This window comes from Microbacterium sp. Nx66 (assembly GCF_904066215.1).
GTDB lineage: Bacteria > Actinomycetota > Actinomycetes > Actinomycetales > Microbacteriaceae > Microbacterium > Microbacterium meiriae.
Genome location: NZ_LR880474.1, coordinates 2,939,703 through 2,958,729 on the forward strand (window position 1 = coordinate 2,939,703; position 19,027 = coordinate 2,958,729).

Here is a 19,027-nt window from a genome sequence, read left to right on the forward strand (position 1 = left end):
GAGGAGCGATCACGATGACGACCTTCACCGACCGCCACGGGGTCTCCTCCCCCCTCCCCGCCCCCGACGCCGAAGCGCAGGTGCGCGCCGACGACCGCGCCCACGTCTTCCACTCCTGGAGCGCCCAGGCGCTGATCGACCCGTTGCCGGTCGCCGCCGGCCAGGGCTCGACGTTCTGGGACTACGAGGGCACCGCCTACCTCGACTTCTCCAGCCAGCTCGTGAACCTCAACCTCGGCCATCAGCACCCGGACCTCGTCGCCGCGATCCAGCGGCAGGCCGGGCGGCTCGCGACCATCCAGCCGTCGATGGCCAATGATGTGCGGGGTGAGCTCGCGCGCCTCATCGCCGAGGTCGCCCCGGACGGCTTCGAGAAGGTGTTCTTCACGAACGGCGGCGCGGAGGCGAATGAGTACGCGGTGCGCATGGCCCGGCAGGCCACGGGCCGCCGGAAGGTGCTGTCGATGTACCGCAGCTACCACGGCTCCACCGCCACCGCGATCTCCCTCACCGGCGACCCCCGTCGCTGGGCGAACGACGTCACGGACACCGGCGCCGTGCGGTTCTTCGGCCCGTACCTGTACCGCTCCCCGTTCCACAGCGAGACGCCGGAGCAGGAGACGGAGCGCGCCCTCGCGCATCTGGAGCAGACCATCCAGCTCGAGGGCCCGCAGACGATCGCCGCGATCATCGTCGAGACAGTGGTCGGCACCAACGGCGTGCTGCTTCCGCCGCCCGGCTATCTGCCCGGGGTGCGCGCGCTGTGCGACCGCTACGGGATCGTCTTCATCGCCGACGAGGTGATGGTGGGGTTCGGCCGGCTCGGCGAATGGTTCGGCATCGACGCCTTCGAGGGGCGCCCCGACCTGATCACCTTCGCGAAGGGGGTGAACTCGGGCTACGTCCCGCTCGGCGGCGTCGTGATCTCGGACCGCATCGCCGCAGCCTTCGACACCGTTCCGTTCGCGGGCGGGCTCACGTACTCCGGACACCCTCTCGCCTGCGCGGCCGGTGTCGCCACGTTCGAGGTGTACCGCCGCGACGGCATCCTGGAACGGGTACGCGACCTCGGCGAGCGGATCGTCGGCCCGACGCTGCGCGCGTGGGCATCGTCGCATCCGAGCGTGGGTGAGGTACGCGGCCGCGGCCTGTTCTGGGCGGTGGAGCTCGTGCGGGACCAGCAGACCAGGGAGCCGCTGGTGCCGTTCAACGCGACCGGTACCGATGCCGCGCCGATGACCGCGTTCGCAGCCGCCGCGAAGCGGGCAGGAGTCTGGCCCTTCACGCACTTCCACCGCGTGCACATCGCCCCGCCGCTGGTGATCGAGGAGGCGGAGCTGGTGCGGGGACTGGCCGGGATCGAGGAGGCGCTGACGGTCGCCGACGATATCGCCGCCGGCTGAGCGGCCGGCGGCGCCCGCCTACTTGCGGTCGAAGTCGAACGCCTTGAGGAGCTCGCCGACGGCCTTGTCGCGCTCCTCGCCGCCGTCCTCGAACATGTGGGTGACGTGCGTGCGCAGGTGGTTCTCCAACAGCAGACGGTTGAGTGACTCGAGGGAGCGCTGGATCGCGCGGGACTGCGTGATGATGTCCATGCAGTACTCCTCGTTCTCGATCATCCGCGCGACACCGCGCATCTGACCCTCGAGGATGCTGGTGCGGTGCAGAGCGCGCTTCTTGATGTCTTCGATCACGTATCGAGGCTACTCGCCCCGTGAAAGGATGACGTCATGCCGCGAACACCCACGACGCTGCTCTCCGTCGCCGACCAGGAGCGTCGGCGCGCGCTGCGGCGGATGAAGGCCGTCGCGCTCGGCGCCCTCATCTTCATGGCGCTCGCCTTCATCGTCGCGTTCGCGTTCCAGGAGCGGGTCGGTGGGCTCGCCTACGTGCGAGCCGCGGCGGAGGGCGGGATGGTCGGCGCGCTGGCGGACTGGTTCGCGGTCACGGCGCTTTTCCGCCGTCCGCTCGGCCTGCCCATCCCGCACACCGCGATCATCCCGAACCGCAAGGACGAGATCGGCCGCACGCTGGGCGAGTTCGTGGAGACGAACTTCCTCGCTGCCGACGTCGTGCGCACCAAGCTGACCAGCACCGCGATCGCCCTCCGCGCCGGCGAGTGGCTCCGCGAGACCCCGCATGCCGAGCGGGTCGCTGCCGAGGGCGCGACGGTCGCGACGGCGGTGCTGAACGCGCTGAGCGACGACGACGTGCGCGACCTCCTCGCCGACCTCGCCCGCGAGCACCTCGTCGCACCGGAGTGGGGGCCGCCCGCCGGAGCGTGGCTGGAGAAGATCGTCGACGCGGAAGCGCACCACGGCGCTGTCGACCTCGCGGTGGACAGCATCGGGCGGTGGCTCGACGCGAACGCCGCGTCCTTCGCCGGACTCGTCTCCCGACGACTCCCCGGGTGGATGCCGAAGATCGCGCACCGCCTGATCGACGACACGGTGTACAACGAGGCGGTCAAGTTCGTCCGCGCCGTGCAGGCCGATCCGCGGCATCCGGCCCGCCTCGCGATCGACGGGTACCTGTCCCGCCTCGCTGATGCGCTGCAGAACGATCCCGCGACCCGCGAGAAGCTGGAGAACGCCAAGGCCGCCCTCTTCGACAGCCCGCGCGTCGGTGCCCTCGCGGCGGAGGCCTGGAACACCGCCAAGAACGGACTCCTCACCTCCCTCGCCGACCCGGAGAGCGGGCTGCGGCGTCGCGCCGTGCAAGCCCTGCAGGAGGTCGGCGAGCGGCTCACGACCGACGCCGCCCTGCAGCGCCGGGTCGACACGTGGGTCTCGGACGCGGCCGTCTTCCTCGTCGACCGGTACCGGCACGACATCGCCTCGATCATCACCGACACCGTGGAGCGCTGGGATCCCGCCGAGACCACCGAGAAGATCGAGCTCATGGTCGGCCGCGACCTGCAGTACATCCGTCTGAACGGCACCGTCGTCGGCGCCCTCGCCGGCCTCGCGATCTTCACCGTCGCCCACGCCCTGATCCCGGGAGTCTGACATGGCGCTGTCCCACGATCCGCTCTGGCCGCGCGCCGGGGCCTGGCCCGCGTTCGAGGACACGGCCGATGCGGTGCTCCTCGGCGTCCCGACCTGGCGCACCTCGCTGTCCCCGACCGGAGCCCACGCGACGCCGGCCGCGATCCGCGAGGCGCTCCCCCGCTACGGCACGACGGTCCTCGGCCCGCCGACGATCGACCTGGACGAGGTGCTCCGCATCGCGGATGCCGGGGACGTGCCGGAGCCGGACGGCGACACCGGAGAGGCACGGACGATCGAGCGGGTCCGGGAGCTGGCGCGAGCGTCCGACCTCGTCATCGCTCTCGGCGGCGACAACTCCCTCACCTACCCTGTCGCCCTCGGTGCGGAGGCCACGGGCCTGATCACGTTCGACGCCCACTTCGACCTGCGCGACGGCGTCTCCAACGGCACGCCGGTGCGACGACTCGTCGAAGACGCCCCGGCGGCGTCCGGCCTCCCCACCGCCCGCATCGACCCCACCCGGATCGTGCAGATCGGCCTCGCCGATTTCGCGAACTCCGCCGCCTACGCGCGCCGGGCGGCGGACTGGGGCATCCGGGTCGTCACGCTCGACGACGTGCGCCGTCGCGGGATCGCCGACGTCGTGGCCGAGGCGGTCGAGATCGCGGGGGCGGGCGACCGGCCCCGCGTGCACCTCGACATCGACGTGGACGTGTGCGACCGCGCGGTCGCCCCGGGATGCCCGGCCAGCGTCCCCGGAGGCCTGGCGGCGTGGGAGCTGCGCGCCCTCACGCGCGGTGTCGCCGCCGACCCGCGGGTCCGGAGCGCCGACATCGCCGAGGTCGATGCGACAGCGGATGCCGAGGACGGTCGCACCGTGCGACTCGCGGCCCTCTGCGTGCTCGAGCTGCTCGTCGGCCTCGCGGCACGCTGAGCAGAGGAGCGGCCCGGGCGACGCGCCGGATCAGCGCACGACGAGCTCGGGCGTGATGAGCGCGTGCGCCGAGCCGGACTCGACCCGACGCGGCGCGACGACGTCCCCCGTCGGCCCCATCAATAGATGGAGGATCGCCTCCGCCACATCCTCCGGTCGCTGCTCGACGCTGGAGAATCCCAAGGCTTCGGCGGTGGGCGTGTTGTCGAACCCGATGACCGGGACGGTCTTCCCGGCGTCGGCGAGGCCGAGCAGGGCCCCCACGGCGAGAGAGTCGCTGGCGCAGACGATGGCGTCCGCCCGGATGCCGTCTTCCAGCGCCCGGGTGATCGCCCGACGCGCCTCGGGAACCGAGTCCTCGGCGACGACCCTGGCGCCGTGCGCCCCCGCCTCCGCGACGGCCTCGCGCCACCCGCGTTCTCGATCGTCCCCCGTGCCCGACCCCGACGGCCAGCCCAGGAAGGTCACCGCGCTCCCGTGCTCGAGCGCATACGTCGTCGCCGCCCTCGTGCCCGCCGCGCCGTCCACGTCGACCCAGAGATGCATCGGATCGGAGATGTCGTCATCCCCCCACGGCCGTCCGAAGGAGATGAACGGCAGACCGAGCGCGTCCAGCCGCGTGACGCGGGGGTCGTCGCGCACGGTGCCGGTGAGGATCGCCGCATCGATCTCGGATCCGTCCCACAGTTCGGCGAGCCGGCCGAGTTCCTCCTCCGGGGTCCGTGCCGCGTACACGAGCATGCGCATACCGCGATCACTCGACCGCTCCGTGATGGCGTGCACGAAACGATCCAGCACCACCCCCGAGATCCCACCCAGGTACGGGTCGAGCCGGATGCCGATCGTCGAGCTCCGACGCAGGCGCAGCCGGCGGGCCGCCGCGTGCCGACGGTAGCCGAGCTCGTCGATGGAGGCGAGCACGCGCTCCCGGGTGGCCGGCCGGACGATGTCCGGGGTGTTCAGGACGTTCGACACCGTTTGGCGGGAGACGCCGGCGTGTGCCGCCACATCCTCCACCGTGGGGGCCTTGGCCATCGCACTCCTCGATCCCGGCGGCTTGACACGTCCGCACTGCCGCACCTAGCGTATTCCATGCAGAGTTTGATCGTTCAAATTCCTGCCCGCCGGCCCTCATCAAAGGAGAGAGAGACATGACACGGCAGACCACACGCGCCTGGCTCGGCGCCGGAGCGGTCCTGATCACCACCACCCTCGTGCTCACCGGGTGCGGCTCCGGGTTCTCAGGCGAGGAGCAGAGCGAGGGCCACACGGACCTCACCTCCTCCGACGACGGCCTCACGATCCTCATCGGCTCGTCGGGCGACGCCGAGACCGCCGCAGTGCAGTCGGCGCTCGACGCCTGGTCCGAGGAGTCCGGCACCGAGGTCGACCTCCAGGTGGCGAGCGACCTGGCGCAGGAGCTCTCCCAGGGCTTCGCCGCCGGGAACCCCGCCGACCTCTTTTACCTCGCACCGGAGCAGATGGCCGGGTACGCCTCGAACGGCTCCCTCCAGGCGTACGGCGACGAGCTCTCGAACAAGGACGACTTCTACCCCTCCCTCGTCGAGAACTTCACCCTCGACGGCACGTTCTACTGTGCGCCCAAGGACTTCTCCACGCTCGCGCTCGTGATCAACACACGCATGTGGGCGGAGGCGGGACTCACCGATGCCGACCTCCCGAAGAGCTGGGACGACCTCGCGGCCGTCGCGCAGAAGCTCACCACCGCCGACCACGTGGGTCTGGCCTTCGGAGCCGAGTACCAGCGCGTCGGCACGTTCATGGCGCAGGCCGGCGGCGGGCTCGTGAAGGACGGCACGGCGATCGCGGACGACCCCGCGAACGTCGAGGCGCTGGAGTACGTGCAGACCCACCTCGTCGATGGCACCTTCGCCTACGCGAAGGACGTCGGGGCCGGCTGGGGCGGCGAGGCACTCGGGAAGGAGCTGGCCGCGATGGTGATCGAAGGCAACTGGATCACCGGTGCGATGGCGAACGACTTCGGCTCCGTGGACTACACCGTCGCCGAGCTTCCCGAAGGACCGGGCGGCCAGGGCACCCTGCAGTTCACGAACTGCTGGGGCATGGCTGCCGACAGCCCCAACCAGCAGGCGGCCCTCGACCTCGTCGAGTACCTCACCAGTGCTGACAGCCAGCTCGCCTTCTCGAAGGCGTTCGGCCCGATGCCGTCGATCACCTCCGCCGCCGACCAGTGGACCGCGGACAACCCGGACCTCGCGCCCTTCCTCGCGGGAGCGGACTACGCGCAGTTCCCGCCCAACCAGGACGGCGCTGCGGACGTGATCGCCGACTTCAACGCGCAGCTCGAGTCGCTGAAGACGGGAGACCCCGCACAGATCCTCGACACCGTGCAGTCGAACCTCGAAGCGATCGTCGAGTAGCGATGGCGGGACAGGCCCTGTCTCGCCGCGGGCGAGCCTCCGGACTCCGCCGCGGCGAGGCCGCAGCCGGGTGGCTCTTCACGGCGCCGGTCATCCTCATCCTCGGGGTCTTCTTGCTGGTCCCCGTGCTCATGGCGCTCTGGGTCAGCATGTCGGACTGGGCGGGGCGCGGCAGCCCCCTCTCGCCGTCGGTCTCGTTCGTGGGCACCGAGAACTACTCGGCCGTGCTGGCCGACGGCGGCCTCCCGACCAAGGACTTCGGGACCGCGCTGCGCAACAACTCCTGGTACGTGCTGCTCGTCGTGCCCCTGCAGACGGCCATCGCCCTGTTCCTCGCCGTCCTGGTGAACAGAGCGGTGCTGCGCGGCCGCGGGTTCTTCCGGACCGCGTACTACTTCCCCTCCGTCACGAGCTCGGTGGCGATCACGGTGCTCTGGCTCTTCCTGTTCTCCGCGAGCGGAGCGGTCAACAGCGTTCTCGCCTGGTTCGGCCTGAACGGTCCGAACTGGTTCAACGACCCCCGCGGGATCCTGCATCTCGCGCTCAGCGGCATCGGCATCGACACCGGACCCGCCGCGCTCACCGGCGGCGGGATGCTGGGCATCTCCTGGTGGGAGTGGCTCGCCGGTCCGTCGATCGCCATGAGCGCCTACATCCTGATGGCCATCTTCACGACCTCCGGCACCTTCATGCTGCTCTTCCTCGCCGGTCTGCAGAATCTCGGCGCGGACGTCGACGAGGCGGCCATGATGGACGGGGCGAACGGGTGGCAGCGGTTCTGGCGGGTGACCCTGCCGCAGCTGCGGCCGACGCTGTTCACGGTGCTCACCCTCGGGCTCATCGGCTGCTGGCAGGTGTTCGATCAGATCTATACCGGCACCCGTGGCGCCCCCAGCAAGACGACCCTCACCCCGGCGTACCTGTCGTACAAGACGGCGTTCACGGACCAGGAGTGGGGTCAGGGCGCGGCGATCGCCTTCATTCTCTTCGTCATCATCGTGATCTTCACGCTGCTGCAGCGCTGGGTGCTGCGCGACCGGCCGGTATCGCGGCGCCGCATCCGCGCGTACGAGGTCGCGCGCGAGGGAGGGACGTCATGAGGCTCTCGCGCACGCAGCTGACCTGGCAGATCGTGCTGTACACCGTGCTGATCGTGCTCGCCGTCATCTACATCTACCCGTTCCTGATCCAGGTGTTCACGAGTTTCAAGACGGACGAGGACGCCGCGAGCTCCGGCGTGAACCTGCTCCCGGAGTCGTGGACGTTCGCCGCCTATGAACGGCTCTTCGCCAACTCCGACTTCCCCTCGTGGTTCGTCAACAGCGCCATCGTGACGATCTTCGTCACCGCGGGGCGGGTGTTCTTCAACTCCCTCGCCGGATACGCGCTCGCGCGTCTGCGCTTCCGCGGTCGAGGAGTCGTGTTCGCGGCCCTCGTCGCCGTGATGTCGGTGCCGACCGTCGTCCTGCTCATCCCGAAGTTCCTCGTCATCAACCAGCTCGGCATATTCAACTCCTACGCCGGCATGATCCTGCCTCTGCTGGTCGACGCCGCCGGCGTCTTCATCATGAAGAACTTCTTCGAGTCGATCCCCGCCTCGGTCGAGGAGCAGGCACGGATCGACGGAGCCGGTGCGTTCCGGACCTTCTGGTCGGTCGTGCTCCCGATGGCGACGCCCGCCCTCATCACGATCGTCATCCTGTCGTTCCAGGGGTCGTGGAACGAGCTCAGCCACTTCATCGTGTCCACGAACGACCCCGCGCTGACGACCCTCACGAAGGGTGTCGCCTCGCTCGCCAGCGGGCAGCTCAGCCAGGGCACCCAGTACCCGCTCAAGCTCGCCGCGGCGCTCATCATGACGATCCCCGTCGCCGTGATGTTCTTCATCTTCCAGCGCCGCATCATGAATTCCACCGAAGGAGCCGTCAAGGAATGACCGACCGCCCCCACCTCCAGCCGCTGCTCGACGACGCCGTGGTGGTGCTCGACGCCCCCACCCAGGTCTGGTCCGACCGCGACGGCGACGTGGGCGGCGCCCCGATCCACGGGGTCTACCACGGCGACGTCCGTCACATCGCCACGATCGGACTCGAGGTGCGGGACACCGCCCTGGAAGCCATCGCCTGCTCGGCGCCGGTCCCGCAGCGTGCGCTGTTCACCGGCCTGCTGCGCGGACTCGACGATGCCGCCGCCGATCCGAAGGTGCGCCTCGACCGGGATCGCACCGTCGAGGCGGGAAGACTGACCGAGACCCTGCGGGTGTCCTCGCACCTCATGCACGAGGTGACGGCCGAGCTCACGGTGCGCATCCGCCCGGATTTCACCCCCCTGCAGCTCGTCAAAGCGGGGGTGGCCCGGAGCGAGGAGTGGTCGTGGGACGGCGAGCGCTGCCGCGCAGGGCAGGCGTCGTTCACGCTGCGCGCTGTGGACGCCGCCGTGTCGATCGACGGTCGGGAGATGCTGCTCGCCTGGCGGGTGACCGTCCCTCCGCGCGGCGAGGTCGAGGTGACGTGGTCGGTCGACCTCGACGATCCGACCCTGGTCGTGACGTCCTCGCCACGGACAGCCGGCGTCCGGCCCGTCCCCACCGGAGCGGACCCTCGCGCCGCGCGCTGGCTGGAGCGCGCCTGCGCCGACCTCGATGCCCTGCGACTGGCCCTGCCGGATCAGCCGGACGAGGCGTTCTACGCCGCGGGCGCCCCCTGGTTCTTCACCCTGTTCGGACGGGACTCGATCTGGGCGGCCCGTCTCGCCCTCGCCGCCGACCGCGACATCGCCGCCTCCACCCTGCGGGTGCTCGCGCGTCTCCAGGGCACGGTGCACGACCCCGGCACCGCGGAGGCCCCGGGCAAGATCGCGCACGAGCTCCGCAGCGCGGAGCTCTCCCTCCCCGGCGAGGGCGTGCTGCTGCCTCCGCTCTACTACGGCACGGTCGACGCGACACCGCTGTGGATCTGCCTCCTCGCCGACGCCCGCGCGGCCGGCCTGACGATCACGGAGCTGAAGGACCTGGAGCCCGCGTTGCGCGCCGCAGTGACGTGGATGATCGAGCACGGCGACGCTTCCGGCAGCGGTTTCATCGACTATGCGGATGAGTCGGGCCACGGCTTGGCGAATCAGGGCTGGAAGGACTCCGGTGACTCGATCCAGTGGCGCGACGGCCGTCTCGCGGAAGGTCCGATCGCGCTCAGCGAGGTGCAGGGATACGCCTACGAGGCCGCAGTGCGCGGAGCAGCGCTCCTCGACGAGCTGGGTGCAGCCGGCGGTGACGACCTGCGTTCGTGGGCGGCGGACCTGCGGCGACGCTTCCGGGAGGCCTACTGGGTCACCACGCCGGAGGGGCGGTACCCCGCCATCGCCCTCGACGCCCACGGCGCCGCGGTCGACACGCTCACCAGCAACATCGGCCATCTCATCGGCACCGGGCTGCTCGATCCGGACGAGGAGCGCGCCTGCGCGGAACTGCTCGTCGGCGAGACGATGTCGAGCGGCTACGGCGTCCGCACGATGTCCACGGAGGCCTCGGGATACTGGCCGCTGAGCTACCACGGCGGCAGCGTGTGGACCCACGACACCGCGATCGCCGTGCACGGGATGCTCCGCGCCGGCCTCACCGATCATGCCGGACGCATCGCCGCCCAGCTGCTCGATCTCGCCGAGGGCTTCGACTACCGCGTGCCGGAGCTGCACTCGGGCGAGCCCCGCGTCGACGGCGGCCGACCGGTCCCCTACCCGGCCGCCTGCCGTCCGCAGGCATGGTCCGCCGCTGCCGCCGTGGTCTGCGCCGAAGCCCTGCGGTGAGGGGCGGGACGGTCAGACGACGGCCGTCCCGTCCTTCCAGACGCGCTGCACCAGCGGCACCCCCGGCCGGTACGCGAGGTGCACGCGAGAGGGGGCGTCGAGCAGCACGAGGTCGGCGCGCACACCGGGGGCGATCCGGCCGATGTCGTCGCGCCGGAGCGCGCGCGCCCCGCCGGCCGTGGCGGCCCAGACCGCCTCCGCCGTCGTCATACCCATGTCGCGCACGGCGATGGCGATGCAGAAGGCCATCGACGACGTGAAGCTCGACCCCGGGTTGGTGTCGCACGCGAGCGCCACGGTCACCCCCGCGTCCAGGAGTCCGCGGGCGTCCGGATAGGGCTGACGCGTGGAGAACTCCACACCGGGGAGCAGCGTGAGCACCGTGTCCGACGCGGCGAGCGCGGCGACGTCCGCGTCGGTGAGGTAGGTACCGTGGTCCACGGAGGCGGCCCCGAGCTCGACCGCCATCCGCACGCCATCGCCCGTGCCGAGCTGGCTCGCATGCACGCGAGGAGCGAGACCCCGGGCGATGCCCGCCTCCAGGATCCGCCGCGACTGCGCCACCGTGAAGGCGCCGGTCTCGCAGAACACGTCGATCCATCGGGAGTGCGGGGCGCAGGCGTCGAGCATCGGCCCCACGACGAGGTCGACGTAGGCATCGGGATCGTCAGCGTACTCGACCGGCACCACGTGCGCCCCGAGGAAGGTGACCTCCGACGTCACCTCGGCGGCGAGGCGCACGAGGCGCTCCTCCTCCGCGACGGCGAGACCGTAGCCGCTCTTGATCTCGACCGTGGTGGTGCCCTGCGTCCGCAGCTCCTCGATGAAGCCACGCAGCCGGCTCCGCAGCTCGTCGTCGCTCGCCGCCCGGGTCGCCTGCACCGTCGAGCGGATGCCGCCCGCCGCGTACCGCTGCCCCGCCATGCGCGCCTCGAACTCCGCCGCGCGATCGCCTCCGAAGACGAGGTGACTGTGGCTGTCGACGAATCCGGGGATCACGGCCCTCCCCCGGGCGTCGACGACCTCGTCGGCGGCGGGGGCTCCCGCGGACGGACCGACCCACACGATCCGCTCGCCGTCGATCAGCACGGCGGCGTCTCTGAGCGTGCCGCTCGGATCGCCCTCGGCGGCGACGTTGGTCGTCAGCTCCCCGATCCCGGTGATGAGGGTGGTCGTCACAGCATCGGCACCTTCAGTCCGCGGTCGCGCGCGACCTCCCTGGCGTGTTCGTAACCGGCGTCCGCATGCCGCATCACGCCGGTTCCCGGGTCGTTGGTCAGCACGCGCGCGAGCTTCTCCGCGGCGATGGCCGAGCCGTCCGCCACCGTCACCTGCCCGGCATGGATCGAGCGGCCGATCCCCACGCCGCCGCCGTGGTGCAGCGACACCCATGAGGCCCCGGAGGCTGTGTTGAGGAGGGCGTTGAGCAGCGGCCAGTCGGCGATCGCGTCGGAGCCGTCCTTCATGGCCTCGGTCTCCCGGTACGGGGACGCGACGGACCCGGAGTCCAGATGATCGCGGCCGATGACGATCGGTGCGGAGAGCTCTCCCGACGCGACCATCTCGTTGAACTTCAGCCCGGCGAGGTGCCGCTCCTGGTAGCCGAGCCAGCAGATGCGCGCCGGCAGCCCCTCGAAGTGGACGGCCGACCCCGCCTTGTCGAGCCAGCGGTGCAGCGCGGCGTCCTCGGGGAAGAGCTCGGCGATCGCACGGTCCGTCTTGAAGATGTCCTCCGGGTCTCCGGAGAGCGCCACCCAGCGGAACGGTCCTCGCCCCTCCTCGAACTGCGGACGGATGTAGGCGGGGACGAAGCCCGGGAACGCGAACGCCCGGTCGAAGCCTCCGAGCTGCGCCTCCGCGCGGATCGAGTTGCCGTAGTCGAAGACGGCCGCCCCCGCGTCCTGGAAGCCGACCATCGCGGCGACGTGGGCCGCCATGGACGCGCGGGACAGCCGGGTGAACTCCTCCGGATCGCGCGCGGCCTCCGCCTTCCAGCGGGACACGTCGATGCCGATCGGCAGGTAGGCGAGCGGGTCATGGGCGCTGGTCTGGTCGGTCACGACGTCGATCGGCACGCCCCGGCGCAGGAGCTCGGGGAAGATCTCCGCGGCATTGCCCACGACGCCGACCGAGAGGGCGTGACCGGCGTCCTTCGCCGCGACGACCCGGGCCACCGCCGCATCGAGGTCGGTCGTGTACTCGTCGAGGTACCGGTGCTCGACGCGGCGGGCCAGCCGCGTCTCGTCGACGTCCACGATCAGGACCGCGCCCTCGTTGAGGGTCACCGCGAGAGGCTGCGCCCCGCCCATGCCGCCGGCGCCGGCGGTCAACGTGAGCGTGCCCCGCAGGGAATCCCGGCCCAGCGAGCGGGCCACAGCGGCGAAGGTCTCGTACGTCCCCTGCAGGATGCCCTGCGTGCCGATGTAGATCCAGGAGCCGGCGGTCATCTGGCCGTACATGGTCAGCCCGAGCTCCTCCAGGCGGCGGAACTCCGGCCAGGTCGCCCAGTCGCCGACGAGGTTCGAGTTGGCGATGAGCACGCGCGGTGCCCACTCATGGGTGCGGAACACCCCCACCGGCTTCCCGGACTGGACCAGCAGCGTCTCATCCGGCTCCAGCTCGTCGAGCGTGCGGACGATCGCCTCGTACGCCGCCCAGTTGCGCGCCGCCTTGCCCGTCCCGCCGTAGACGACAAGGTCCTCCGGGTGCTCGGCGACCTCGGGATCGAGGTTGTTCATGAGCATGCGCTTGGCCGCTTCCGCGCCCCAGCTCTTCGCGGTGCGCTCGGCACCTCGGGCTGCGCGTACCGTACGCGCTGCGGTGTCCTCAGTCATGCATGTGCTCCTTTGCGACACGGGCGACGGCGCCCGACTGGACGAGGGCGGTCACGGCCTCCATCTCGGGCGAGAGGTGGCGGTCGGGTCCGGGGCCTGCGGCGACGGTGCGGACGAGGTCGCGCACGGCCCCGGTCGCCGGGCCCGCCTGCAGCGGCGCGCGCAGGTCGAGCGCACGGGCCGCGGTGAGGATCTCGATCGCGAGGACCCGCGAGAGGCCGTCGACCGCGCGCCGCAGCTTCCGCGCCGCGGCCCAGCCCATCGAGACGTGGTCCTCCTGCATCGCCGAGGACGGGATGGAGTCCACCGAGGCCGGAACCGCGAGGCGCTTGAGCTCCGAGACGATGCCGGCCGCCGCATACTGCGCGATCATCAGACCGGAGTCGACGCCGACCTCCGCCGCCAGGAACGGCGGGAGCCCGTGGCTGCGGGCCGGGTCCAGCGCCCGGTCGGTGCGGCGCTCGGACACGGAGGCGACGTCGGCGATGGAGATCGCCAGGAAGTCGAGGACAGCGGCGACCGGGGCCCCGTGGAAGTTGCCGTTGGACTCGATGCGGCCGTCGAGGGTGATGATGGGGTTGTCGATCACGCTGGAGAGCTCGCGCTCCGCGATCATCGCGGCGTGCCCGAGCGTGTCACGTGCGGCGCCGTGCACCTGCGGCGAGCAGCGCAGCGAATATGCGTCCTGGACGCGGCCGTCCTCCGGGCCCTTGTGGCTGGCGACCATGGGGGACCCGGTGAGCAGTGCACGGAGGTGGCCGGCGGAGACCGCCTGGCCCGCCTGCGGACGCAGCGCCATGAGGTCGGCGGCGAACACGGCATCGGTGCCGAGCTGCGACTCGACCGACATCGCCGCCGCCACGTCCGCCGTGAGCAGCAGCGTCTCGAGGTCGTGGAGCGCGAGCACCAGGGTGCCGAGCATGCCGTCCGTGCCGTTGATGAGGGCCAGCCCCTCCTTCTCGACGAGGGTGAGCGGAGCGATGCCGGCCGCGGCGAGGGCGTCGGCCGCGTCGACGAGACGCCCGGCGGCGTCGCGCACTTCGCCCTCCCCCATCGCCGCGAGGGCGATGTGGGCGAGCGGGGCGAGATCCCCGGAGCACCCCAGTGACCCGTACTCGCGGACCACGGGGACGATGCCCGCGTTGAGCAACGCGGCGTAGGTCTCGACCACGACAGGACGCACGCCCGTGCGCCCCGAGGCGAGCGTCTGGAGGCGCAGCAGCTGGAGCCCGCGGACCACCTCCCGCTCGACCTCGGCGCCGGTCCCCGCGGCATGGGAGCGGATGAGGCTCGCCTGCAACTGCAGTCGCCGCTCAGGAGCGATGAAAGTCGTCGCCAGCGCGCCGAAGCCGGTGGACACCCCGTAGTGCGGGTGCGGGTCCGCGGCGAGGCCGTCGATCACACGGCGGCTCTCGGCGACCCTCGCCAGCGCGGCGGGATCCACCCGGACGGGCACGTCATGCCGGACCACGCGGACGACCTCCGCCGGGGAGAGAGGGACGGCGCCGACGATGACAGGGGCAGGATCGCTCATGTCTCGATTCCACACCCGCCGGGTCGACGCGCACGCGGCTTCGTGGCAACCTGTGTCTGTGATCCCAGACATCCCCGAGACCGATGAAGCCCAGGTGCCTGCCGCGGCGCAGACCCTGCGCATCCTCAGCTACCTGGCGGGGCGGCCGGCACCGGTGGCGGCGTCCGCGATCGCCCGCGAGCTGATGCTTCCGCGATCGACGGTTTATCACCTGCTCCGCACGCTCGCCGCACATGGCTTCGTCCTGCACCTCCGTGAGGAGCGTCGATGGGGACTCGGCACGTCGGCCTTCGAGCTGGCAGGGGGCTACGCGCGGCAGCAGCCGTTGGCACGGCTCGGCCGTCCGCTCATCGCCGCACTCTCCGACCATCTCGGGGAAAGCGCACACCTCGCGGTGATGAGCGGCGGCGATGTGCTCTACATCGTCGAGGAACGGGCGCCGCGACGCCCGGCACTGGTGACCGACGTGGGCGTGCGCCTCCCTGCGCATTTGACCGCAACGGGACGCGCGATGCTCGCCGCCCTCCCCCGAGAACAGGTGCGGGCGCTGTATCCGGATGCTTCGGCCTTCTCCGACCGCACGGGACGTGGTCCCCGTAGGCCCGGCGAACTGCGCGAACTCCTTCGCGAAGTACGGGTCCGCGAGTATGCGACCGAGGACGGTGAGGTCGCGGACGGACTGCGCTCCGTGGGCGCAGTGGTGCGGGACGCTGCGGGATGGCCGGTCGCCGCCGTGGCGGTCACCTGGGCCGACGACGACGGCAGGGAATCTGCGCTGGCGAAAGCGGTACGCGAGACAGCGGCGACGCTCGAGGCACGCCTGGCGCGCTGAGTCCGTCCTGCGGGCCGCGCCGCGGAGCGATCGCGCTAACGCAAGAAGGCCACCCAGCATTGGGTGGCCTTCTTGACTAAAAGGAGTCCGGCGGTGTCCTACTCTCCCACAGGGTCCCCCCTGCAGTACCATCGGCGCTGTGAGGCTTAGCTTCCGGGTTCGGAATGTGACCGGGCGTTTCCCTCACGCTATGGCCGCCGAAACACTATTGATGTTTCAATCAAACCTAAAGCAATGATGAATCATTGTTGAAGGTAGTTCTCGACCGTACATCGAGAACCACTCAGTGGACGCAAGCACCAACAAACGGTGTGTTATCAAGTCATCGGCTTATTAGTACCAGTCAGCTGCACACGTTACCGTGCTTCCACATCTGGCCTATCAACCCAGTAGTCTGGCTGGGAGCCTCTCACCCGAAGGTATGGAAGTCTCATCTTGAGGCCGGCTTCCCGCTTAGATGCTTTCAGCGGTTATCCATCCCGAACGTAGCTAATCAGCGGTGCTCCTGGCGGAACAACTGACACACCAGAGGTTCGTCCAACCCGGTCCTCTCGTACTAGGGTCAGATCCTCTCAAACTTCCTACGCGCGCAGCGGATAGGGACCGAACTGTCTCACGACGTTCTAAACCCAGCTCGCGTACCGCTTTAATGGGCGAACAGCCCAACCCTTGGGACCTACTCCAGCCCCAGGATGCGACGAGCCGACATCGAGGTGCCAAACCATGCCGTCGATATGGACTCTTGGGCAAGATCAGCCTGTTATCCCCGAGGTACCTTTTATCCGTTGAGCGACAGCGCTTCCACAAGCCACTGCCGGATCACTAGTCCCGACTTTCGTCCCTGCTCGACCTGTCAGTCTCACAGTCAAGCTCCCTTGTGCACTTACACTCGCCACCTGATTGCCAACCAGGTTGAGGGAACCTTTGGGCGCCTCCGTTACTTTTTGGGAGGCAACCGCCCCAGTTAAACTACCCACCAGGCACTGTCCCTGAACCGGATTACGGTTCGAAGTTAGATATCCAGAGTGACCAGAGTGGTATTTCAACAATGACTCCACGGTAACTGGCGTCACCGCTTCAAAGTCTCCCACCTATCCTACACAAGCCACACCGAACACCAATACCAAGCTGTAGTAAAGGTCACGGGGTCTTTCCGTCCTGCTGCGCGTAACGAGCATCTTTACTCGTAATGCAATTTCGCCGAGTTCGCGGTTGAGACAGTTGGGAAGTCGTTACGCCATTCGTGCAGGTCGGAACTTACCCGACAAGGAATTTCGCTACCTTAGGATGGTTATAGTTACCACCGCCGTTTACTGGGGCTTAAATTCTCAGCTTCGCCTTGCGGCTAACCGGTCCTCTTAACCTTCCAGCACCGGGCAGGCGTCAGTCCGTATACATCGTCTTGCGACTTGGCACGGACCTGTGTTTTTAGTAAACAGTCGCTACCCACTAGTCTCTGCGGCCTCCAAACGCTTTCGGAGCAAGTCCTAATACGTCGAAGGCCCCCCTTCTCCCGAAGTTACGGGGGCATTTTGCCGAGTTCCTTAACCACGATTCTCTCGATCTCCTTGGTATTCTCTACCTGACCACCTGAGTCGGTTTGGGGTACGGGCGGCTAGAACCTCGCGTCGATGCTTTTCTCGGCAGCATAGGATCATCCACTTTTTATCCGCATCGTGTCTCAGCCTGTATGAGTCGCGGATTTGCCTACGACTCGGCCTACGCACTTGCACCAGGACAACCATCGCCTGGCTTGGACTACCTTCCTGCGTCACACCTGTTAATACGCTAACCGCACCAGCATGGGGTCACGTGCTCCCCTCCACGGTGTCACCCGAAGGTGACGATGTGAAGGCTCGGACGTTTAGCACCACTGGATTAGCTTGGGCGGTTCTTCGCCGGTACGGGAATATCAACCCGTTGTCCATCGACTACGCCTGTCGGCCTCGCCTTAGGTCCCGACTTACCCAGGGAAGATTAGCTTGACCCTGGAACCCTTGGTCTTTCGGAGGACGTGTTTCTCACACGTCATTCGCTACTCATGCCTGCATTCTCACTCGTGTAGCCTCCACGGCTGGTTTCCACCGCCGCTTCGCTGGCCACACGACGCTCTCCTACCCATCAACACGGCTGGACCACGAAGGCCTACCAATAATGTCAATGCCACAACTTCGGTGGCGTGCTTGAGCCCCGTTACATTGTCGGCGCGGAATCACTTGACCAGTGAGCTATTACGCACTCTTTCAAGGGTGGCTGCTTCTAAGCCAACCTCCTGGTTGTCAGAGCAACTCCACATCCTTTCCCACTTAGCACGCGCTTTGGGACCTTAGTTGGTGGTCTGGGTTGTTTCCCTCTCGACTATGAAGCTTATCCCCCACAGTCTCACTGCTGCGCTCTCACTTACCGGCATTCGGAGTTTGGCTGACGTCAGTAACCTTGTAGGGCCCATCGGCCATCCAGTAGCTCTACCTCCGGCAAGAAACACGCAACGCTGCACCTAAATGCATTTCGGAGAGAACCAGCTATCACGAAGTTTGATTGGCCTTTCACCCCTATCCACAGCTCATCCCCTCAGTTTTCAACCTAAGTGGGTTCGGTCCTCCACGACGTCTTACCGTCGCTTCAACCTGGCCATGGATAGATCACTTCGCTTCGGGTCTAGGACATGCGACTGAATCGCCCTATTCAGACTCGCTTTCGCTACGGCTACCCCACACGGGTTAACCTCGCCACATATCGCTAACTCGCAGGCTCATTCTTCAAAAGGCACGCTGTCACACCTACCAGGGGTGCTCCAACGGTTTGTAAGCAAACGGTTTCAGGTACTATTTCACTCCCCTCCCGGGGTACTTTTCACCTTTCCCTCACGGTACTTGTCCGCTATCGGTCATCTGGGAGTATTTAGGCTTATCAGGTGGTCCTGACAGATTCACACGGGATTTCACGGGCCCCGTGCTACTTGGGATACTCTCCACGCCAGAACACGCATTTCGACTACGGGGTTGGCACCCTCTATGACCGGCCTTTCAAGACCGTTCGTCTATACGCTTCTGTAACGTCGCCAGCTCGGCAGAACTGACTGGTGAGTCCCACAACCCCGAATATGCAACTCCTGCCGGATATCACACACACTCGGTTTAGCCTGATCCGGTTTCGCTCGCCACTACTAACGGAATCGCGGTTGCTTTCTCTTCCTGTGGGTACTGAGATGTTTCACTTCCCCACGTTCCCTCTACCCGCCCTATATATTCAGGCGGGAGTCACTAGGTCGGCACGCCGCCCAGCGGGGTTTCCCCATTCGGACACCCTCGGATCAAAACTTGCTTATCAGTTCCCCGAGGCTTATCGCAGATTGCTACGTCCTTCTTCGGCTCCAGATGCCAAGGCATCCACCGTTTGCTCTTAAAGACTTGAAATCACATGAGTTTGAATCAAAAACTCGACCCCATCCGAAGATGGAATCAGAAATTGACTAATGATCTTTAAGATCATCTTGTGCAACCAGCTCGAAAGCCGGCTGCAAGATGCTCGCGTCCACTGTGTAGTTCTCAAAGTACGGGCGGAACCCCCATCCACCTGCCCCCACAGGGACAAACAGAAAGAGGTCCAGAGGTTCAGACCAGACCCCGAAGGATCCGCATCCGGTCCCTCAGGACCCAACAGCGTGCAGGCACCGGTCCCCTCACCCAGAACCTTCCAA

At 68.0% G+C, this 19,027-nt stretch carries 13 protein-coding genes and 2 rRNA genes; 8 read left to right on the forward strand and 7 right to left on the reverse strand.

The features are described from left to right. Positions 1-14: 14 nt before the first annotated feature. Positions 15-1,403: an aspartate aminotransferase family protein gene (locus tag MICNX66_RS14250; protein WP_187662414.1), complete on the forward strand. Its 1,389-nt coding sequence runs from the start codon at positions 15-17 to the stop codon at positions 1,401-1,403. A gap of 18 nt (positions 1,404-1,421) precedes the next feature. Here MICNX66_RS14250 and MICNX66_RS14255 read toward each other — a convergent pair whose 3' ends face one another. Then, the gene (locus MICNX66_RS14255) at positions 1,422-1,694 is read right to left on the reverse strand and encodes a metal-sensitive transcriptional regulator (protein WP_025102619.1); all 273 of its coding nucleotides are present in this window, start codon (positions 1,692-1,694) and stop codon (positions 1,422-1,424) included. Positions 1,695-1,730: 36 nt separating this feature from the next. Here MICNX66_RS14255 and MICNX66_RS14260 point away from each other — a divergent pair, with 36 nt between their 5' ends. Both MICNX66_RS14260 and MICNX66_RS14265 read left to right on the forward strand, forming a co-directional pair. Beyond that, positions 1,731-3,008 carry a DUF445 domain-containing protein gene (locus tag MICNX66_RS14260; protein WP_187662415.1) on the forward strand — a complete coding sequence of 426 codons (1,278 nt, stop codon included), beginning with the start codon at positions 1,731-1,733 and terminating at the stop codon, positions 3,006-3,008. Position 3,009: 1 nt separating this feature from the next. Next, positions 3,010-3,924: an agmatinase family protein gene (locus MICNX66_RS14265; protein ID WP_187662416.1), complete on the forward strand. Its 915-nt coding sequence runs from the start codon at positions 3,010-3,012 to the stop codon at positions 3,922-3,924. A 30-nt stretch (positions 3,925-3,954) separates the two neighbouring features. Here MICNX66_RS14265 and MICNX66_RS14270 read toward each other — a convergent pair whose 3' ends face one another. Continuing rightward, the gene (locus MICNX66_RS14270; protein ID WP_187662417.1) at positions 3,955-4,959 is read right to left on the reverse strand and encodes a LacI family DNA-binding transcriptional regulator; all 1,005 of its coding nucleotides are present in this window, start codon (positions 4,957-4,959) and stop codon (positions 3,955-3,957) included. Between the two features lie 116 nt (positions 4,960-5,075). On the opposite strand from MICNX66_RS14270, the gene MICNX66_RS14275 reads away from it, so the two are divergent. Genes MICNX66_RS14275 through MICNX66_RS14290 form a run of 4 tightly spaced genes read left to right on the forward strand, consistent with a single transcriptional unit; the run spans position 5,076 to position 10,127 of the window. Then, positions 5,076-6,326, forward strand: coding sequence for a sugar ABC transporter substrate-binding protein (locus tag MICNX66_RS14275; RefSeq protein WP_187662418.1), 1,251 nt, complete (start codon positions 5,076-5,078; stop codon positions 6,324-6,326). A gap of 2 nt (positions 6,327-6,328) precedes the next feature. Then, entirely contained in the window at positions 6,329-7,426 is a 1,098-nt protein-coding gene (locus tag MICNX66_RS14280; protein ID WP_187662419.1) for a carbohydrate ABC transporter permease, read from the forward strand. Next, on the forward strand, positions 7,423-8,262 hold the full coding sequence (locus tag MICNX66_RS14285) for a carbohydrate ABC transporter permease (protein ID WP_187662420.1): 840 nt from the start codon (positions 7,423-7,425) through the stop codon (positions 8,260-8,262). The genes MICNX66_RS14280 and MICNX66_RS14285 overlap by 4 nt, the downstream gene beginning before the upstream one ends. Then, positions 8,259-10,127, forward strand: a complete 1,869-nt coding sequence (locus MICNX66_RS14290; protein WP_187662421.1) for a glycogen debranching N-terminal domain-containing protein — start codon at positions 8,259-8,261, stop codon at positions 10,125-10,127. Before MICNX66_RS14285 ends, MICNX66_RS14290 begins: the two co-directional genes overlap by 4 nt. Before the next feature lie 12 nt (positions 10,128-10,139). Here MICNX66_RS14290 and hutI read toward each other — a convergent pair whose 3' ends face one another. Genes hutI through hutH form a run of 3 tightly spaced genes read right to left on the reverse strand, consistent with a single transcriptional unit; the run spans position 10,140 to position 14,495 of the window. Next, the gene (gene hutI, locus MICNX66_RS14295) at positions 10,140-11,306 is read right to left on the reverse strand and encodes an imidazolonepropionase (RefSeq protein ID WP_187662422.1); all 1,167 of its coding nucleotides are present in this window, start codon (positions 11,304-11,306) and stop codon (positions 10,140-10,142) included. After that, positions 11,303-12,961, reverse strand: coding sequence for a urocanate hydratase (gene hutU / locus MICNX66_RS14300; protein ID WP_187662423.1), 1,659 nt, complete (start codon positions 12,959-12,961; stop codon positions 11,303-11,305). Before hutU ends, hutI begins: the two co-directional genes overlap by 4 nt. After that, positions 12,954-14,495, reverse strand: a complete 1,542-nt coding sequence (gene hutH / locus MICNX66_RS14305) for a histidine ammonia-lyase (protein WP_187662424.1) — start codon at positions 14,493-14,495, stop codon at positions 12,954-12,956. The genes hutU and hutH overlap by 8 nt, the downstream gene beginning before the upstream one ends. A 94-nt stretch (positions 14,496-14,589) precedes the next feature. Between hutH and MICNX66_RS14310 the strand changes: the two genes are divergently transcribed. Then, entirely contained in the window at positions 14,590-15,327 is a 738-nt protein-coding gene (locus MICNX66_RS14310) for an IclR family transcriptional regulator (protein WP_232089255.1), read from the forward strand. Positions 15,328-15,412: 85 nt separating this feature from the next. Here MICNX66_RS14310 and rrf read toward each other — a convergent pair. Continuing rightward, a 5S ribosomal RNA gene (rrf, locus tag MICNX66_RS14315) occupies positions 15,413-15,529 on the reverse strand. A 111-nt stretch (positions 15,530-15,640) separates the two neighbouring features. Next, positions 15,641-18,743: ribosomal RNA gene (locus MICNX66_RS14320) — 23S ribosomal RNA — on the reverse strand. Positions 18,744-19,027 lie beyond the last annotated feature (284 nt).